The following is a 17,999-nucleotide window of genomic DNA, read 5'->3' on the forward strand; positions in this document are numbered from 1 at the left end:
GGAGCATAACCCATGACCTGGAAAATCGCCAATTCCGCCTTAACCCAGTCCGAACTGCTCAATTTGGAAAGCGTTTTTGCGCTGGGCAACGGATATTTGGGCGTGCGGGGCAATTTTGAGGAAACGTACGGCCCGGAAATGGCCAGCATTCGCGGCACTTATTTAAACGCTTTTCACGATGTGATCGAAATTCCTTACGGCGAAAAACTGTTTGCCTTTCCGGACACGCAGCAAAAGCTGGTGAACAACATCGACGCGCAAACGGTGCTGCTTTATTTCGACGGCGACGCTGCTCCGTTCCGGCTCGATCATGGAACGATTACCGGATACGAACGGACCCTGCACATGGACAAAGGGTATTCGGAGCGGATCGTACAATGGAAATCCCCGCAGGGAAAAGAGGTCAAATTGACGTTCAAGCGGCTGGTGTCTTTCACGCGCCGCGAATTGTTTGCCATTGATATTTCTATCGAGCCCGTCAACTTCACCGGCAACTTGAAAATCGTGTCCACCGTAAACGGCAAGGTCGAAAATTACACCAACCCGAACGATCCCCGGGTCGGCGCCGGCCATGCCAAGCGGATGACGATCGCGGATGCCGGAGTTCAAGGCCAATATGGTTACGTCGTCGATGAAACGATGGTGTCCAAAATGAAAGCCGCCTGCGTTACGCGCCATCGGCTTAACGGCGAAGCCTCCGTCACGCTTGAAGCCGGCAGCGGCGAGAACAGCGGCGAAGTGACATATACGGCCGTTTTGTCCCTGACCGGGCCGGTGCATTTTACGAAATACAACGTATATACCGACAATTTGCGCCACGGCGACGGCTTCCTGGGGCGGGCGCTGGAGCTGCACGAGCCGCTGTCGGGTCTGTCCTTTGAAGACCTGCTGGCCGAGCAGGCGGAATATATGAGCAGTTACTGGAAATCGGCCGACTGTATGATTCAAAACGACGACAAGCTGCAGGAAGGCATCCGTTTCAACCTGTACCAGCTGCTGCAATCGGCCGGCCGCGACGAACACAGCAACATCTCCGCCAAAGGCCTGAGCGGGGAAGGTTACGAAGGACACTACTTCTGGGATACGGAAATCTATATGTTCCCGGTGTTTTTGCTGACCCGGCCGGACATCGCCCGCCAGCTCTTGCTCTACCGCTACTCCAAGCTGGACGACGCCAAAGCGAGAGCACGCCAAATGGGGCATAAGCAGGGAGCCTTGTTCCCTTGGCGCACCATTGCGGGAACGGAATGCTCCTCCTTTTTCCCGTCGGGCACGGCGCAGTACCATATCAGCGCGGATATCGCCTACAGCTACATTCAATATTATCTCGCCGCGCAGGATAAAGATTTTCTGCTGAACTATGGAGCCGAGATGCTGATCGAAACCGCCCGCTTGTGGGCCGGCATCGGCCATTATTATCAGGGCGCTTTTCATATTGATGAGGTGACCGGGCCGGACGAGTACACATGCTGCGTCAACAACAACTATTACACGAACGTCATGGCCAAGCACAATTTAAAATGGGCCGCCAAAAGCTGCGCCATTTTGCAGGACTACGATCCTGCCGCCTACCGCGGGCTTTGCGAACGCCTTGGGGTAACGGAGACGGAAATCGCCGCTTGGGACAAAGCCGCCGCCGCGATGCTGCTGCCGTACGACGCCAGCCTAGGCATTAACCCGCAGGACGACACGTTCCTGCGCAAAGCGGTGTGGGATTTCGAAAACACGCCAAAGGAAAACTATCCGCTGCTGCTGCACTACCACCCGCTGACGATTTACCGTTATCAGGTGTGCAAGCAGGCGGATACCGTGCTCGCGCACTTTTTGCTGGAGGATGAGCAGGATTATGAAACGATCCGCCGTTCTTACGATTATTATGAAAAAATTACGACCCATGATTCGTCCTTGTCCTCCTGCATTTTCAGCATCATGGCCTCCAAAATCGGCAATATGGAAAAAGCGTACGAGTATTTCATCGAAACCGCGCGGCTCGATCTCGACAATACGCACGGCAATACGAAGGACGGTCTGCACCTGGCCAACATGGGCGGAACGTGGATGTCCATCGTGTACGGTTTTGCCGGCATGCGCCTCAAGGAATCCGGCCTTTCGCTGGCCCCGGCCATTCCGCAGGACTGGGAGCAATATGCCTTCCGCCTGACGTTCCGCGGCCGCCTGATCGACGTGCGCATCGGCCAAAAGAGCGTCGTTCTGGAGCTCGCCGAAGGCGAGGCGATCGGACTTAAGCTTTACGATGAAGACGTGACGCTGCAGCCGGGCGCCGCGCTTACCCGGGAGTTGCAGGGCTAACTGCTGTAAGCAGGTTGCATAAAGATAAACAATTTAATGCATAGAGATTGAATTGACCTTCAACACAAGGGATCAAGTCAGAATCATCAATGAGGAATCAAAACCGAAGGAGTTTTATGCGGTTGGATCAAGCCGAAGGTTTTTATGCAAAATGGATCAAGCCTAAGGAGCTTTGTGCAAATGGACCGAGCCTAAGGAATTTTGTGGAAATGGACCAAGTCAAGGGAGTTTTATGTAAATGGATTAAGCAGTTTTGTGCAAATGGATCGAGCTGAAGGAGGTTTGTGTAAATGGATCGAGCTGAAGGAGGTTTGTGTAAATGGATCAAGTTTTGAAGGCGGTCATTTTTGATCTGGACGGCGTCATTACGGATACTGCGGAATACCACTATCAAGCCTGGAAGGCAATCGCGGAGGAATTGAACATCCCGTTTACGCGCGAGTTTAACGAAAATCTCAAAGGCGTGTCCCGGATCGATTCCCTAAAGCTTCTGCTGGGGCAAGCGAATCCGCCCGCAGACTACAGTGAAGCGGAAATGAACGAGCTGGCCGACCGCAAAAACAGGCTGTACGTCGAGCTGATCGGCAGCATTACGCCCGCCGACCTGCTGCCGGGAATCGACCGGTTTTTGAGCGAATTGCGGGAAGCCGGAATCAAGACGGGGATTGCTTCGGCCAGCAAAAACGCGCCGGCGGTGCTGCGCAGCCTCGGCGCCTCAGGCCGCTTCGACACTGTCGTAGACGTGACCAAGCTGAAAAACAACAAGCCGGATCCGGAAATTTTCCTGACCGCGGCCGCTTCCTTGGGCGTGAAGCCCGGCGCCTGCATCGGCATCGAGGACGCCGTCTCCGGCATCGACGCGATCAAGGCGGCCGGCATGTTCGCGGTAGCGATCGGCAGCGGCTCGCAGTTCCCGAAAGCGGACGTCGTGCTGCCCGCTACTACCGGGCTGAATTACCGCGAACTCGCGCAGCGGTTCGCCGAGGCGCGGCGTTAAGCGGCGAAGGCCGGGACGCCGTGGTAAGAAGCGGATACGGGGACACGCGGTAACTCGCGAAAGTTGCCAGGACAAGGTGCCGCTGCTACTCGCCGAACCTTGGTAGTGCGAGGGGAGCGGCGAAGGCCGGGACGCCGTGGTAAGAAGCGGATGCGGGGACACGCGGTAACTCGCGAAAGTTGCCAGGACAAGGTGCCGCTGCTACTCGCCGAACCTTGGTAGTGCGAGGGGAGCGGCGAAAAACTGCGACGGGTGCAGCGGGAGAGCAACAGCGGAACCAGAGAGTTAATCCGGAGGGGCAAACCGGAGGGCCAGTCCGGGAAGCCATCCGGAGAGCTGCCCGGGGAGCCGCCCGGGGAGTCAACTAAGGAGAGAGAGCCGTGCTGCGGGAAGCTGAGCTACGATGGTTGGCCCTGCGGGAGCCACTCGGAGATAACGGCAATTTTGGTCGCTATTTTGCATATTTTGCCCCTCATCAGAGGAATAGCGACACTTCTGGTACCTATTTTTCACCAATTTTGGAAAAGTTCCCTTCTAAGCTCTCACTTTCCAAAAATAACGGCAAAAAAATCCCTTATTTGTGCCGAACCCCTTACCCAGGGAAAATAACGCCATTTTGTACCGCTATTTCCGCACGCCGCCCATGCCCCAGCATAAATAGAAACCCACCGCAGGCCCTTCGCCTTGGTCGGTGGGTTTTATTTTAGACCACAAAAACGTGAACTTCTTTCCCTCACGACTCCCGCTCCGGCAACCGGAACGTTTCCCCGTGGTGCAGAATCCGTACCGTCTCGGCAGGTATGCCGCGGCGTTTGCGGTCCGCTTCCAGGCGGTCGAGCGCTTCCCGCGCCGTATCGTCGGCCAAGCGAAACGTGCCGTAATGCATCGGGATCATCAGCTTGCCTTTGACGTCGACGAAAGCCTGCAGCGCCTCTTCCGGCGTAGTGTGCTGGCTCGTCATAAACCATTCAGGCTCGTACGCCCCGATCGGCAGCAGCGCCACGTCGATATTGAACCGCTCGCCGATTTCCCGGAAACCGCGGAAATACCCGCTGTCCCCGGCAAAATAAATAACCTGCGGCTTTTGGCCTCCTTGTTCCTGCCGGCCTTGTTCGTGCCCGCCTAGTTCGTGGCCGTCTCGTTCATGCCCGCCCTGTTCGTGCCCGCCTTGTTCGCGGCCGTCCCGTTCGTACCCGCCCTGTCCGGACACCGCCGGCTCCAAGACGTAGCCGCCCCAATGCGACGTGTTCGTATCGAACGGGGTGCGCCGGGTCCAATGCTGGGTCGGCACAAACGTGATTTTTGCGTCTCCTACCCGCAGGTCTTCCCACCAGCTCAGCTCCCGCGTCCGCCGAAAGCCTTTGCGGATCATTTTGGCCCCCAGGCCGGCCGGCACGAGCAGCTGCGTATCGCTCCCGTACAAACGCCGAATGGAGGCGATATGCATATGATCGTAATGGGAGTGCGAAATGAGAATGACGTCGACGTCCGGGACGTCTTCGATCGGGATTCCCGGCGCGGTCAGCCGCCGCGTCAATCCCATGCGCCAAGCCCACACCGGATCGGTCACGATATTAAGTCCAAGATACTGAATGAGAAAAGTGGAATGACCGATCCAGGTTACCGTCGTGTCCCGCCGGTTTTGCCGCAAATAATCGAGGTCCGGCGGCGAATGGGGAATAACGTAAGAATAGTCCTTCTTTTTGCTGCGGCGCTCTTCCCGCCATTGCTTGAACTGCTTCAACGTTTTGTCGGTGGTTACGTTATCGAGATTGTTGTAGCGCGTTCTCGGCATGGATCCAGGTGCTCCTCTCCGATTTCTTTCTTTCCATTCTAAAACAATCCCGGAGGCAATCCAAATTCGCCAAGTCCGGTTGCTGGAATAATATATGTCATGTACTAAGATTATTGTGTCGTTAGGGTTCCTTTTTATTCCTTTGCCTAGATAAGTTGAACTATTGATTGTACGGATGTCACTTTTTTAGAATATTGAACCCTCTTGCCTAACTTCCGTATTTCTTTACTTCAACTTATATAATAGATGGACAGCCAAGGCGACGGTCTAAAGCGGCGGATGAAAAGCTTGGGCAAACGGAAAGGTTGAGGTACAATATATGGGAAAGGAGATGTGAAACTTTTATGAAAATTGTATTTATCGAACCGACTCCCAGTCCCAATACGATGAAGCTGCATTTGGACGAAAGCCTGGAGCCGGGGATTCGAAAAACATATACCCCAGACAATGAACGCTCCGCCCCTGCCTGGATCCGCAATCTGCTCGGCATCCCCGGGGTGAAAAGCGTGTTCCATACCCTCGATTTCGTCGCTTTGGACCGGAAAGGCAGCGCCGACTGGGCCGCCATCTTGTCCGAGGTGCAAAAACAATTCGGCCAGGAAGGCGTCGAATCCGCCTGGAGCCCGGAGAGCGATGAGGCGGCCGCGTACGGGGAAGCACAGGTATTCGTGCAGTTTTTCCGCGGCATCCCGATGCAAATCCGGGTCAAGGCGGGAAGCAAGGAAGAGCGCATCTCCCTGTCCGAGCGGTTCGTAAACGCGGTTACGGAGGTGGCCAGCGCCACGCTGATCAAGGAGCGCAAGCTGACCGACTACGGCGTGCGCTACGGGGAGCTCGCGGAGATCGCCCGCGAGGTCGAGCAGGAGCTGGAAGCGGCGTATCCGCCCGAGCGGCTTGCAGGGATCGTCGCCCAGGCGATCGCCCACGGCCGCAGCGAGACCGAGTTCGTCGAGCAGCGGCGCGAGCTGAGCCTGGACGAGATCCGCGAGCGGTTCGCGGACAGCGACTGGCGCATCCGCTACGCCGCGCTCGAGGCGCTGCAGCAGCCGGGCCCCGAAGCGCTGCCGCTGCTGGCCCAGGCGCTGCGCGACCCGCAGATGCAGCTCCGCCGGCTCGCCGTCGTCTACCTCGGCGACGTGCGTACGCCGGAGGCGATGGAGCTGCTGTATGAAGCGCTGCGCGACTCCTCCGCCGCCGTGCGGCGCACCGCCGGCGACACGCTGTCCGACATCGGCGATCCCGCGGCCACGGGGCCGATGATCGCGGCGCTGCGGGACAGCAGCAAGCTGGTCCGCTGGCGGGCCGCCCGCTTCCTGTACGAGGTCGGAACCGACGACGCGCTGGAAGCACTGCGGGCGGCGGCGGACGATCCCGAGTTCGAAGTCGGCCTGCAGGCGAGAATGGCCGTGGAGCGGATCGAATCCGGCGAACAAGCCGCCGGCACCGTCTGGCAGCAAATGGCGAACCGGGACCGCGGCGAAACCCGAAATTAAAAAAATTCACCGAAAATTCGCTTCGGCGCGGCAGGTTGTCATTATTTTGGCATTGCCCGCCCGTCCAACCTTGTTTTATACTATTAAAATGTGTTCAAGTGCAAAGTGAATAAATAACCTCATCATTACGGTGAGGTAGAGGTCGCGATTGCGATGAGTACACCGGAGGAGGCGCTTAGAAGCCGCCAGAGAATCCGGATGGAAAGGCGCCGTCGCCGAAGCTTATTAGCCGGCTTCTAAGGGCTGTAGGCTGGGGCTGTTGCCGAAAGGGACAGAACTGTCACGAGGGTTCCCGTCACCCGGGGAACTTCGTGTTGAGCTATCTTCATGGTATGGTGGGATACACGGTATATACAGGCCGCGGAATCCTTTCCGCGGCCCTTTTTTTGCACGCTCCAAGCCTCGGCCTGTACCTGAATGCATCTTCGGCCCCGCGCCGAGGGAATATTAGGATACCGAAGGAGTGTTTTTCTTATGAGCAATAAAAATACAGGGACGGGCGGCCGGCTGAAACCGGGCTTAAAAGCCCGCCACATGACGATGATCGCGCTCGGCGGCTCGATCGGAACCGGCTTGTTCCTGGCCTCGGGCGGCGCGATCGCATCCGCCGGACCGGGGGGAGCGCTGCTCGCCTACGCGGCTGTCGGCATCATGGTCTATTTTCTGATGACCAGCTTGGGGGAGCTGGCGACGTATCTGCCGGACTCCGGCTCTTTTGAAACCTACGCCTCCCGTTTCGTCGATCCTTCGCTGGGCTTCGCGATGGGCTGGAATTTCTGGTACAACTGGGCGATTACGATCGCGGCCGAGCTGTCGGCCGCCACGCTCATTATCAAATACTGGTTCCCGAACAGTCCTTCGCCCCTGTGGAGCGTGCTGTTCCTCGCCTTGATCCTCGGGCTCAACATTTTGTCGGTCAAAGGCTACGGGGAGTCGGAATACTGGTTTGCGACGATCAAAATCGCCGTCGTCATCATCTTCCTGGTCGTTGGCGTGCTGATGATCTTCGGAATCATGGGCGGCGAAGCGGTCGGATTTTCCAACTTTACGATCGGCGACGCGCCGTTCCACGGCGGATTTTTCACCTTCCTCGGCGTCTTTATGGCCGCCGGCTTCTCCTTCCAAGGCACGGAGATGGTCGGCGTGGCCGCCGGGGAAAGCGACAACCCGCGCGAGCATGTGCCGCGGGCGATCCGGCAGGTCTTTTGGCGGATTCTGCTTTTTTACATTTTAGCTATTCTCGTCATCGGTTTGCTGATCCCTTATACGAATCCGAATTTGCTCAAAAGCGGTCTGGAAAGCATCGGCGTCAGCCCCTTCACCCTGGTGTTCGAAAAAGCCGGGCTCGCCTTTGCGGCTTCGGTCATGAACGCGGTCATTTTGTCTTCCGTGCTGTCGGCCGGCAACTCCGGGATGTACGCCTCTTCGCGGGTGCTTTATTCCCTGGCCCTGCGCGGCAAGGCGCCGAAATTCCTCGGCAAATTGAACCGGCGCGGCATCCCGATGAACGCCCTGCTTCTCACGACGCTCGTCGGCATGCTGGCTTTCCTGGCTTCGCTGTTCGGCGACGGCGTCGTCTATAACTGGCTGTTGAACGCTTCAGGCATGTGCGGATTCATCACCTGGCTTGGCATCGCCATTAGCCATTACCGTTTCCGCCGGGCCTACATGGCCCAAGGCCGCGACTTGAACGATCTGCCGTATAAAGCGCGCTGGTTCCCGTTTGGCCCGATATTCGCCTTCATCCTTTGCTTTATCGTCATTCTCGGGCAAAACCTGTCCGCCTTCTCGGGCGAAACGATCGATTGGTACGGCGTCATTGTTTCCTACATCAGCGTTCCGTTGTTCCTTCTCGTGTGGCTCGGGTACAAATGGACCAAAAAGTCCAAGCTGATTCCGCTGGATAAATGCGATCTCGAAGTACCGGATCAACGTTAACGCCTCACCAAAAAAACCGGCTTCATGGAAGAATTTCTTCTCCCGTGAAGCCGGTTTTGCATAGTACACACTATTTCTCCCAAACGATTTCAACCTTCAAATCATTCGTGCCTTCAAGTTGTTCCTCGTTATACTTGATGTTTTGAAGGTTTAAGGTATAGAGCTCTCTGAGATGGCGGAGCAAGCTCTGCTCTGAACCGCCGTATCTGATGGTGACCGAAGACCGATTGTCGTTCAGGGCTTCGACGACTTTGCTGCGGATTCCTTCTCTGCTTGTCACAACCGCGCCATCATCAAACAAATCGTATTCCAGCGTTTTATATAGTTCCTTGTAATATCCGGTGTTCCCTCCGCCTGCGGCAATCAGCGAACCCAACACATCCCGGTAAGCGGTCGAGGCGGCCGGATAACTAAGCGTCCAGCTATGGTCTTTCCGAATCTGATCGTCCGTCAGCAAAAAATACGTATATCGCACACGGTCGCCCTCGTCCGGCACCGGATCGTCCCATGTCGTGTCGAGATGATACCATTTGCCGTCCAGCAGCACCAGATTCCAGGCATGCGCGGTATTGTTCACTTTGCCCTCGATAATTAGATTGTCTATCCCCGCGTCCCGGAGCATCCGATAGGTCATCAGCGCATAACCCTGGCAGACGGCTTCGCGGGTCGTCAACCCTTCGTAGGCCGTAAACTTTTGCAAATCCTGGTCGTATTTCAAATACCGCACCACATAGTCATGAATCGCTTTGATTTTTTGGTGATCGTTCATGTCCGGTTGAATGATTTCCGCCACGATGCTCTTTATTTTCGCGAAAACATAGTTGGATTGCTCCAACGTCTCCCGGTATTGAAATTTGACCGAAACTGTCGCGAATTCCGACGTTCCTTCCCATTCGTAGGAATAGCGATTCACCACGTATTTCGTATAGGGATCCTGATCCAGCGCTTGGCTCATGGCCGTGCTCATCAGGCTTTCCAGCTTTGCCGTACTCCCTTTATATAGCAGTTTGATTTGCGTCTTGCGGGCTTCAAGCCCCGCCGCCAATTGGTCTTGTATGTCCTTGGCCGACGTTACGCTGGATATCGCAGGCGCGGCGTAAGCTATTGTGGTTTTCCATTCACCCGAAGCCGTGCCGAACAACAATGTGCCGGCAATTCCCGCTGCAGCAAATTTTCTCATGGATGTCCATTCCACAACCGACAGCTCCTTCCCTCTATCCGGCTTGTTGTCGGTGCATCAAGCCTTGATAGCTTGTTCCAGCATCTTCTTGAGGCTTATTGTACCATAGCTCCCGTTAAAAAAGCTTACTAGTTTTGTCGAAACGTCTGCCCTTGGGCCGTGGCGCGAAAAGACGCAATTTCTCCCCAATTTTGCCGCTTTCGCGCATTACAATTTTTAAAAAATAGAAGTATAATAAAAAACATAGAATTTGTGATATATATCATTGCCGAAAAAATATAAATCGTTTACATGGAGATGCGTTTGCTCATGACCATCGTGGATACTTCCGATATTTCCGTTGAAATGTTTGTTGCCGTCATGTTCTTCTTGCTGCTGATCGCCCCCTTGGTGAGCCTGGGAGTTATGCGGTTGTTCCAGGGCCGGAAAAAAGCCGGATTTACCCTCCTCGGCTGCGGGGTGGCAGGGTATCTGATCTTTCAGCTTCTCGCCGGATGGTTGAGCTGATTTGGGCGGAACAAAAAAGAGCATCGTCCTTGACGGCCGTGCAGGCTGCAAGGGCGGTGCTCTTTCGGGTTTCGGCTGGCGGCTGGCCTTACGCCAATTCCGCCAACGCTTTATCGAACTGGGTTTTGTTCATGCCCAAGATGCGGTGCTCGCCGATGACCGTTACCGGAACGGCGCGCATGCCCATGTCCCAAACTTGCTGTGCGTATTCGTCGTTTTGCTCGATGTTGCGCTCTTCATAAGCGACGCCTTTGTCGCTCAGAAAGCTTTTCACTTGTTTGCAATGCGGGCAATTGGTGCTGGTGTATACAATCACATTTGCCATGATGATTTCTCCCTTCCTATCCGGAACTATATTACTTTTCCGATGATTTTATTTTGCGGCCGCTGCGGCCGTTTCATGCTCGAGGTTTTCGATGTATTTCTCACAGTCGATCGCGGCCATGCAGCCGCTGCCCGCGGCGGTGATCGCCTGGCGATAGCGGTTATCCTGCACGTCGCCGCAAGCGAATACGCCCGGTACGTTCGTTTCCGACGTGCCCGGTTTGACCACGATATAGCCGTTCGCATCCGTATCGATCTGCCCGCCGAGGAACGCCGTGTTCGGCTGGTGGCCGATCGCGACGAACACCCCGCTCGCGCTGATAATCTCTTCTTCGCCGGTCGCATTGTTCCGCACTTTCAGGCCGGTTACGCCGTTTTCGCCGGCGATGACTTCCAGCGGCGTGCGGTTCAGCGCCATTTCGATCTTCTCGTTGGCGCGGGCGCGATCCTGCATGATCTTCGAAGCGCGCAGCTCATCGCGGCGATGAACGAGCGTCACCTTCGTCGCGAAGCGGGTCAGGAAGCCGGCTTCCTCAAGAGCGGAGTCGCCGCCGCCAACGACGACGATTTCCTTGCCGCGGAAGAAAAATCCGTCGCAGGTGGCGCAGGTGCTTACGCCGCGTCCAACGTTATCCTGCTCGCCGGGGATTCCCAAATATTTGGCCGTCGCGCCGGTCGACAAAACGAGCGTTTCGGTAACGAGTTCGCCGATCCCTTCCACTTGCAGCTTAAACGGACGTTTGCTCAAATCAACGCTGTTGACCCAGCCGGTGCGGAACTCCGCGCCGAAACGCTCGGCCTGTTTGCGCATGTTGTCCATCAATTCCGGACCCATGATCCCTTCCGGGAATCCCGGGAAGTTTTCCACTTCCGTCGTCGTCGTCAGCTGTCCGCCCGGCTGCGGTCCCTCGATGATCAGCGGGTTCAGGTTGGCGCGGGCCAGATAAATGGCCGCCGTAAGTCCGGCCGGACCGGTACCGATAATAATCGATTTATACATAATGACATCCTCCTAAAAGTGTGATCGATAGAAAGTAAGCACTCTATTTCAGGCAATCTGCTATATAAGTTGAACAATATTATACGGATCAGGGCAGCCGTGTGAAATGTTCTTACGATCGCTGTTGCTCCCAGATTTCTATGATTACGTAGATTCATACAAGGTAGAAATCCGCTCACAAAGGCGACCACTGCCGTTTCTTCAGAATCATTTCACACTCTTGCCTTACTCTCGTTTTTCTTTAGTTCAACTTATATAGTAAGGCTTCGACACACTGTTTTTTTATATCAAGATGGAAAATCTATGATCTACTTCAATTATGTTAAAACGACTGCATGGTGTCAACAAGCGTACCGGAACGGTTCTGTGAAGTTTAAATGAAGGAATGATGAAGAGGCGTCCGCTTTTTTTGCGCAGCCCCGAATTACCGGAGCAGCCGCAGCCCGTTCAAAATGACGAGCAGCGTGCTGCCTTCATGCCCCACAACGCCAAGCGGCAGAGGGATGCCGCGCAAAAAATTGCTCGCGATCAGCAGCAGGATGACCGCGCCGGCAAAAACAAGATTTTGCTTGACGATTCTCCGGGCCCGGCGGGCGAGCGAGATCGCCTCGGCAACCCGCTCCAGACTGTCGTTCATCAGCACGACGTCGGCAACCTCCAGCGCCGCGGCGCTTCCGCCTCCGCCCATGGCCACCCCGACCGTCGCCGCCGCCAGCGCCGGCGCGTCATTGACGCCGTCGCCGACCATGACGACGCTGCCGTAACGGCTGCGCAGCGCCTTCACATGCTCCACCTTGTCCTGGGGCAACAGGTCCCCGTACACAAGATCGATCCCCGCTTCCCTGGCGACCGCGCGGGCGGTGCCGCCGCGATCGCCGGTCAGCATCGCGGCGGCGATCCCCAGCCGGTGCAGGCGGTCGACCGCCGCCTTGGCTTGAGGGCGAATCCGGTCCCGCAGCGCGATCAGTCCGGCGTATTCCCCGCTGGCCTGAATCGCGGAAACCGTATGCCCTTCCGCGATCCAGGCCCGCATCCGTTCGGCGAACTCGGGCGGCAAATTCGGATCATCTTCATCCGCCTTGCCGACCCTCCACACCTCGCCGCCGATCTTGGCCTCAATGCCCCAGCCGGGCAGCGCCTGCAATTCATCCGCACTCCGGATGGTCAGGCCCTCTTCTTCGGCTTTGCGCACGATCGCCTCGGCCAGCGGATGCTCGGACAAACTCTCCGCCGCCGCGCAAGCGGCCAGCACCTGCAGCCGGTCATATCCCTCGGCCACGTACAGCTCGGTAACCTCCGGAATCCCCTCCGTCAACGTGCCGGTCTTGTCGAAGGCGACGACGCGCGCGCCGCCGAGCAGGTCCATATAAGCGGCGCCTTTGAACAGCACGCCGTTTCGCGCGCTTTTGGACATCGCCGACAGCATCGCCGGCATCACGGAGGATACGAGCGCGCAGGGCGAGGCCACGACGAGAAACACCATCGCTTTATAGAAAGCCGCCGGCCAGCTCCATCCGAAAGTCAGCGGGGCGAGCAGAACAAGCGCCGCAGTGACCAGGAGCACCACCTTGGCATAAACGCCTTCAAGCCGCTTAATAAAGCGCTCCGTCTTCGGCACCTCCCGCTCGGCTTGCTCCACGAGGGCGATGATTTTGGCAAACAGCGTACCGTCCGCCGGACTGGTCACCTCCACATACAGCGCTCCTTCGCCGTTGATCGTTCCGGCGTATACGCCGTCGCCGGCGCGTTTGTCCACCGGCATCGACTCGCCCGTAATCGCGGATTGGTTGACGGAAGAGCCCCCGCTGCTCACGATTCCGTCCGCCGGGATCACCTCGCCGGGTTTTACCAGGACCAAATCCCCGACCAGCAGCGTTTCGGCCGCGACCTCCTTCATTCCGTCCGCATCGATCCGCAGGGCCGTTTCCGGTTTCATCGCGGCCAGCGCCGAGATGTCCCTGCGGCTTTGCTCGCCGGCAAACGACTCCAGCGCGCCGCTTAACGCGAAAATGAAGATAAGCATCGCCCCTTCATTCCAATACCCGATCGATGCCGCTCCAAGCGCGGCGGCGATCATCAGCAGGTTAACGTCCAAATCCCTATCCTTAAATAAAGTAGCCAGCCCCTCCCGCGCTTTCACGAACCCGCCGACAATATAAGCGGTTATATAAAGGACAATCGACAACAAAGGCAGCCAGCCGTGCAGCCCCCAAGCGGCGCACATCAGCGCTCCGCTAGCGAGAGCCAGCAGCATTTCCCGATGCCGCAGCAGACGAAGCAGTGAAGAACGGCGCCGTCTCCCCGGATCAGGCAAATTGGCCGATGGCTTTGCGGCGGCAGGCAAGGTTTGTTGAACAGCACGCATAAATATTTCCCCCTTCATGTTGGATGGCAGCGCTAATTGAGAATGAATACTATTGTTAACCCCCTAAAAATGGCACATGCTGCCCCGGGATCTCCCGGAGCAGCATGCAATTGAGAACGATAATCATTTTTGTATTGGTACAATAATTTTGGGTTAACGAAACTTTACTTTCATTTTAAACTAATTGCTTCAGTATGTAAATGGTATGTTGCATTATTCAGTACAGAATACTATACTAAGATCATCTAGTAGATAATATCCAGTACTGAATAAAATCTATTTGTTGTATTTTTTGCTCCGTATCCTGCCGTGATAACCGAGGTGTTGCCAATGAATGTACAGTTCAAAAAAGGAGCGCTGGAGCTCTGCGTGCTCGTTCTGATTTCCCAAAAGGACTATTACGGCTATGAGCTTGCGCAGAAAATCAGCGAAAAAATCGAACTGGCGGAAGGAACGCTCTACCCCATCCTGCGCAGGCTGACCAAAGACAACTACCTGACCTGTTATTTGTCCGATTCTTCGGAAGGGCCGCCGCGCAAATACTACTCGATCACCGCGCCGGGACGGGAGCAGCTTGCCGAACTTATCGCGCAATGGATGCCATTTGCCAAGGCGGTTGATGACTTTATCGCAGAAGGGACGAGTAGCCATGGAGAGAACTGAATTTATGCGCACCCTGGAAGGGTTGCTGATCGGCATACCTCCGGAGGAGCGCAAAGAAATTTTGTACGATTACGAGGAGCATTTCGAGGCAGGCGCAGCCGCCGGGAAAAGCGAGGAAGAAATCATTAAAAAGCTGGGGACGCCTTCACTGCTGGCCAAAGAACTGCTGCTCGATTACAGTATTTCGGTGGCCGAGCGCAAGAAAAGCTTCGCCAATGTGATGCGCGCGGTGCTGCGGGCCGCTGGAATGAGCTTTATCAATATGCTCGCCGTTGCCTTGCCCGTAGCGATCCTGCTGCTCCTGGCCGCCTCTCTCAGCATCATCGCCGCCGCTATGCTGCTTAGTCCGCTGTTGATCATCGTCTCCTTGATCCAGCGCGGATTCGAGTTGTTTCTTTTCAACTTGTTCGCAACCATGACGTTGTTTAGCCTGGGGATCCTGCTTGCCGTGGGCCTCAGACAGCTTGCCGGGCGGCTGTACGGCGTGATCTTACGGTTGGTCAAAAATAAATCCGGATTTCAAGGGAGCGTTTCGCTATGAAAAAAATCGTCTATTTTGCCATAGGCTTGCTGCTCATCGGGGCCATCGGAACCATCGTCACCTTTCCCAAAGGGGAGACGCTTAAAGCGTTTGGCCTTTTTCAGGAAGCCAAGGAAACGGCCCCAGAGCAGGACGGAAGCCAGAACGCTCCGCACCGTGACCGGCAGGCAACGCCGAATGACCTGAACGGGATCATCGAGGATTTTCAAACCGATTTGATGGAAGGAACCACCGATATGGTGGGCGGAATTTTGGATAATGTCTCCGAAGTCGTAGACGACGCCGTGTCCCGCGATTCCACGGATGATCCCGATAACGCCAAAAGCCGGCGCATCTCCCTCTCCGAAAATCTCGCCGCCCAAGGAATCCGCAACATCGTCATCGATACCGCCGCCTCCGACGTAAAGCTCACCGCCTCCGCTGCATCGGACATTGAAGCCAAACTAACGGGGAAGGTAAGAAGCAGCATTAAAGACAACGAGCTCACCCCTTTGTTAAACAAGCAAGGCGATACGCTGTACATTCAAACGGAACGGGAGAAAAAAGACGGCAAAAGCTTCCGCGCCGATCTGGCGTTAACCGTGACCATTCCGGCGGCGCAGTCTTTTGGAAAGTTGTCCATTAGCACGGTCAGTGGGGACATCGAAACCTCCAACTGGAGATGAAGCAGGCCATCAAGCTTGAGACCACAAACGGGGAAATCACGTTAGACCGCGCTAAAGCGGCCAAAATAGAACTAAACAGCGTCAACGGCAGCATCGAGGCCTCCGCCCTGAAAGGCGAAATTGCCGCCAGTTCCGTGAATGGAGACCTGGACCTCGGCTTGCAGACGGTCGATCTGGCCGGCGACATCACGGCCGAATCCATCCATGGGGATATCGACATCGTCTTGAAAAAGAATCAGCCGCTATCGCTGGAGTTCACCACGGTAGGCGGGGAAGCTGAGGTGAATGTCCCGGGCATGGATTTCAGCCGCCGGACGGATCAAGGGATCGCGGGAAAAGTGGGCAGCGGTAAATATAGCGTCAAGGCAGCCACAACAACGGGCGATTTTACATTGGAATAATGAGGCAAGGAACAAGACGGGGCCGGTCTGTCTCCGCGTCAGGCATAAGCTCGCCCCTGCTTGTTAACCGGCACCCCCATTCTAACGGATGCCACAACCGCTATTTGCTCCAACAACGCCGATTTCAAACTCTAACGGATGCCACAGCGCTTATTTCGCTAAAAACCAGCTATTGAGGCCCAAATTAAGGCAAATAACGCTGCTCGCAACCGTTAGATTTTAGAAAGGGGCTTTTTTCGCAAAATAGCGGCTGCTGCAACCGTTAGATTTCCGGCAGGCGTGTTCCCTGTCGGAAACCTGCACTGTTACGGGAAACCTCAAAAGTACGTACTAGGGCTATTACTCTTTAGGAAACACGATTTCTTTCCGTTCTACAACGACCCCGGTTTGCGGCTCTGACGTATGCGGTTCTGCCATTCGCGACCATGACGTGCGCGCCTTCGCCGGGAGCATTTCCGGCAGATCCGCCTCGCTCGCGGGCCGTCTTTCTTTCTTGTGAACATCGTAGTAGAAATAGGCCGGTTCCTTCTCTACCATCCCATAAGTATTGCTGCCGTCCGGCTCGAACCGGTAGGACTTGACGAGCGCGGTGGAGTCATCAAGCCAGCCGGCGATATCCAGCGCGCGGTCGTCCCCCGCATCCGCCTTAATCGATCCCAAAGCGCCCCCGTCTCTGTCGTAGAAATCAATGCGCTGCGGGGCAATGCTTAAATAGTCGATATCGATGTCTTTAATCCGGCTATGCTCTCCCGGAGAAGACTCCATCCAAGCGATCGAACCGGACGGATTCCACTTGATTTTTTCGGACGGAACATACTTGTCCTCAGACAGCTTGATTTTCCCGAGCGCAGCGCCTTTTATATCATAGAAAGTAACCTTTCCGCTCTCATCGTCATGAGCAAACCGTTCAAAATCAGGTGACAGGAACAAGGACGGAGCCCCGGTCGTCGAGTGCGGAATCACCCGGAACAACCGGTCCGGAGCATCATCTTTCCCGCCCTGCAAATCAAACACTCTCACCAAACCCAAGTAGCTCTGCAAAAACACTTTCTTCCGCTCGCCGTCCCAATGGGATTGGTAAATATAGTCATAATCTTCCGGCAGCGGCCAAAAATCTTCCCTGATCCGCGTAATTTTCCCCGTCCGCACATTATACTCGGAAAGATGATACTTTCCGCCTTGCCCTATGATTTCCGGCTCCAAAAACAACACCCGCTCCTCGTCCGCTTTGACGAGCAGTTGCCCGATAAACGTGTTATACCAGCGGTTGTTCGTGTCCGTGATCCCCTCGCTCCAGACGGTCTTCACCTGGTCTTCGCCCGTTTTATGGGACAGCAGAACTTTGATCACATCATCGTCCCCATAAAATACATTGGCCATCACCAACGTTTGTCCCTCCAGCTCAACCACCGCCCCGTAGTCGATGCTATAATCCGCCAGGCCGGCCGGAACTGCGACAAGTTCTCCCTTCGCATTCCGGCTTGCGCTAAATTCTCCTTTTGCCAGCTTGACGCTCTGTGCCGGCATCTTTTCCTGTGCTCCACCTTGCTCGGCTACTTTTACGCGTGTTGCCTCTCCCTGATTAGCCGGCAACGACGCATTCCCTGGCTCCTGCTGGGACGCGTCCCGCGCAGCGTTTTCTCCCCCGTTAACCGGGCGGTTTGCCGGCGAGCAGCTTACCAGCAGCAGTCCGGCGGCAGCCGCAGCCGGGAGCAGCCATTTTATCTTTTTCAAAAAAACAACCTCCTCCAAAACGTATATAAACAACCCTAAGGATTCGTTATCTCTGCGCTGTCTATATCTTAAACGCGGCCGCTCTG

The 17,999-nt window shown here is 55.8% G+C and carries 15 protein-coding genes and 1 riboswitch; of the genes, 9 read left to right on the top strand and 6 right to left on the bottom strand.

The window, feature by feature from the left end; genetic code table 11:
* Window positions 1–12 precede the first annotated feature (12 nt).
* Both NYE69_RS31010 and pgmB read left to right on the top strand, forming a co-directional pair.
* Entirely contained in the window at window positions 13–2,310 is a 2,298-nt protein-coding gene (locus NYE69_RS31010; protein ID WP_340929891.1) for a glycoside hydrolase family 65 protein, read from the top strand.
* Between the two features lie 319 nt (window positions 2,311–2,629).
* Entirely contained in the window at window positions 2,630–3,307 is a 678-nt protein-coding gene (gene pgmB, locus NYE69_RS31015) for a beta-phosphoglucomutase (protein ID WP_340929893.1), read from the top strand.
* A gap of 733 nt (window positions 3,308–4,040) precedes the next feature.
* On the opposite strand, the gene NYE69_RS31020 is transcribed toward pgmB, so the two are convergent.
* Window positions 4,041–5,102, bottom strand: coding sequence for an MBL fold metallo-hydrolase (locus tag NYE69_RS31020; protein WP_340929895.1), 1,062 nt, complete (start codon window positions 5,100–5,102; stop codon window positions 4,041–4,043).
* 344 nt (window positions 5,103–5,446) lie between these two features.
* Between NYE69_RS31020 and NYE69_RS31025 the strand changes: the two genes are divergently transcribed.
* Both NYE69_RS31025 and NYE69_RS31030 read left to right on the top strand, forming a co-directional pair.
* Window positions 5,447–6,595: a virulence factor gene (locus NYE69_RS31025; RefSeq protein ID WP_340929897.1), complete on the top strand. Its 1,149-nt coding sequence runs from the start codon at window positions 5,447–5,449 to the stop codon at window positions 6,593–6,595.
* 128 nt (window positions 6,596–6,723) lie between these two features.
* A riboswitch (Lysine riboswitch) is annotated at window positions 6,724–6,925 on the top strand.
* A 144-nt stretch (window positions 6,926–7,069) separates the two neighbouring features.
* Window positions 7,070–8,533: an amino acid permease gene (locus NYE69_RS31030; protein WP_340929899.1), complete on the top strand. Its 1,464-nt coding sequence runs from the start codon at window positions 7,070–7,072 to the stop codon at window positions 8,531–8,533.
* A gap of 70 nt (window positions 8,534–8,603) precedes the next feature.
* Here the strand turns inward: NYE69_RS31030 and NYE69_RS31035 are convergent, their stop codons facing one another.
* On the bottom strand, window positions 8,604–9,713 hold the full coding sequence (locus NYE69_RS31035) for a transglutaminase domain-containing protein (RefSeq protein ID WP_340929901.1): 1,110 nt from the start codon (window positions 9,711–9,713) through the stop codon (window positions 8,604–8,606).
* A gap of 309 nt (window positions 9,714–10,022) precedes the next feature.
* Here NYE69_RS31035 and NYE69_RS31040 point away from each other — a divergent pair, with 309 nt between their 5' ends.
* A complete protein-coding gene (locus NYE69_RS31040; RefSeq protein ID WP_036619705.1) occupies window positions 10,023–10,220 on the top strand; it encodes a hypothetical protein in 198 nt (65 codons plus the stop codon).
* 88 nt (window positions 10,221–10,308) lie between these two features.
* Here NYE69_RS31040 and NYE69_RS31045 read toward each other — a convergent pair whose 3' ends face one another.
* The 3 genes from NYE69_RS31045 to NYE69_RS31055 all read right to left on the bottom strand — a co-directional run bounded on the left by NYE69_RS31045 (window position 10,309) and on the right by NYE69_RS31055 (window position 13,909).
* Entirely contained in the window at window positions 10,309–10,545 is a 237-nt protein-coding gene (locus NYE69_RS31045; protein WP_316561107.1) for a glutaredoxin family protein, read from the bottom strand.
* A gap of 48 nt (window positions 10,546–10,593) precedes the next feature.
* Window positions 10,594–11,544 (bottom strand): thioredoxin-disulfide reductase, encoded by a 951-nt coding sequence (gene trxB, locus NYE69_RS31050; RefSeq protein ID WP_036619700.1) that lies wholly within the window; start codon window positions 11,542–11,544, stop codon window positions 10,594–10,596.
* A gap of 424 nt (window positions 11,545–11,968) precedes the next feature.
* Window positions 11,969–13,909, bottom strand: a complete 1,941-nt coding sequence (locus tag NYE69_RS31055; protein ID WP_340929904.1) for a heavy metal translocating P-type ATPase — start codon at window positions 13,907–13,909, stop codon at window positions 11,969–11,971.
* A gap of 330 nt (window positions 13,910–14,239) precedes the next feature.
* On the opposite strand from NYE69_RS31055, the gene NYE69_RS31060 reads away from it, so the two are divergent.
* Genes NYE69_RS31060 through NYE69_RS31075 form a run of 4 tightly spaced genes read left to right on the top strand, consistent with a single transcriptional unit; the run spans window position 14,240 to window position 16,179 of the window.
* Window positions 14,240–14,572, top strand: coding sequence for a PadR family transcriptional regulator (locus NYE69_RS31060; protein WP_124333459.1), 333 nt, complete (start codon window positions 14,240–14,242; stop codon window positions 14,570–14,572).
* Entirely contained in the window at window positions 14,559–15,113 is a 555-nt protein-coding gene (locus NYE69_RS31065; RefSeq protein WP_340929907.1) for an HAAS signaling domain-containing protein, read from the top strand. The genes NYE69_RS31060 and NYE69_RS31065 overlap by 14 nt, the downstream gene beginning before the upstream one ends.
* Window positions 15,110–15,778, top strand: coding sequence for a DUF4097 family beta strand repeat-containing protein (locus NYE69_RS31070; protein ID WP_340929908.1), 669 nt, complete (start codon window positions 15,110–15,112; stop codon window positions 15,776–15,778). The genes NYE69_RS31065 and NYE69_RS31070 overlap by 4 nt, the downstream gene beginning before the upstream one ends.
* Window positions 15,775–16,179, top strand: coding sequence for a DUF4097 family beta strand repeat-containing protein (locus tag NYE69_RS31075; protein ID WP_340929910.1), 405 nt, complete (start codon window positions 15,775–15,777; stop codon window positions 16,177–16,179). The genes NYE69_RS31070 and NYE69_RS31075 overlap by 4 nt, the downstream gene beginning before the upstream one ends.
* 339 nt (window positions 16,180–16,518) lie before the next feature.
* Here NYE69_RS31075 and NYE69_RS31080 read toward each other — a convergent pair whose 3' ends face one another.
* Window positions 16,519–17,913: a WD40 repeat domain-containing protein gene (locus tag NYE69_RS31080; protein WP_340929912.1), complete on the bottom strand. Its 1,395-nt coding sequence runs from the start codon at window positions 17,911–17,913 to the stop codon at window positions 16,519–16,521.
* Window positions 17,914–17,999 lie beyond the last annotated feature (86 nt).

This window comes from Paenibacillus sp. FSL R5-0527 (assembly GCF_038008055.1).
GTDB lineage: Bacteria > Bacillota > Bacilli > Paenibacillales > Paenibacillaceae > Fontibacillus > Fontibacillus macerans.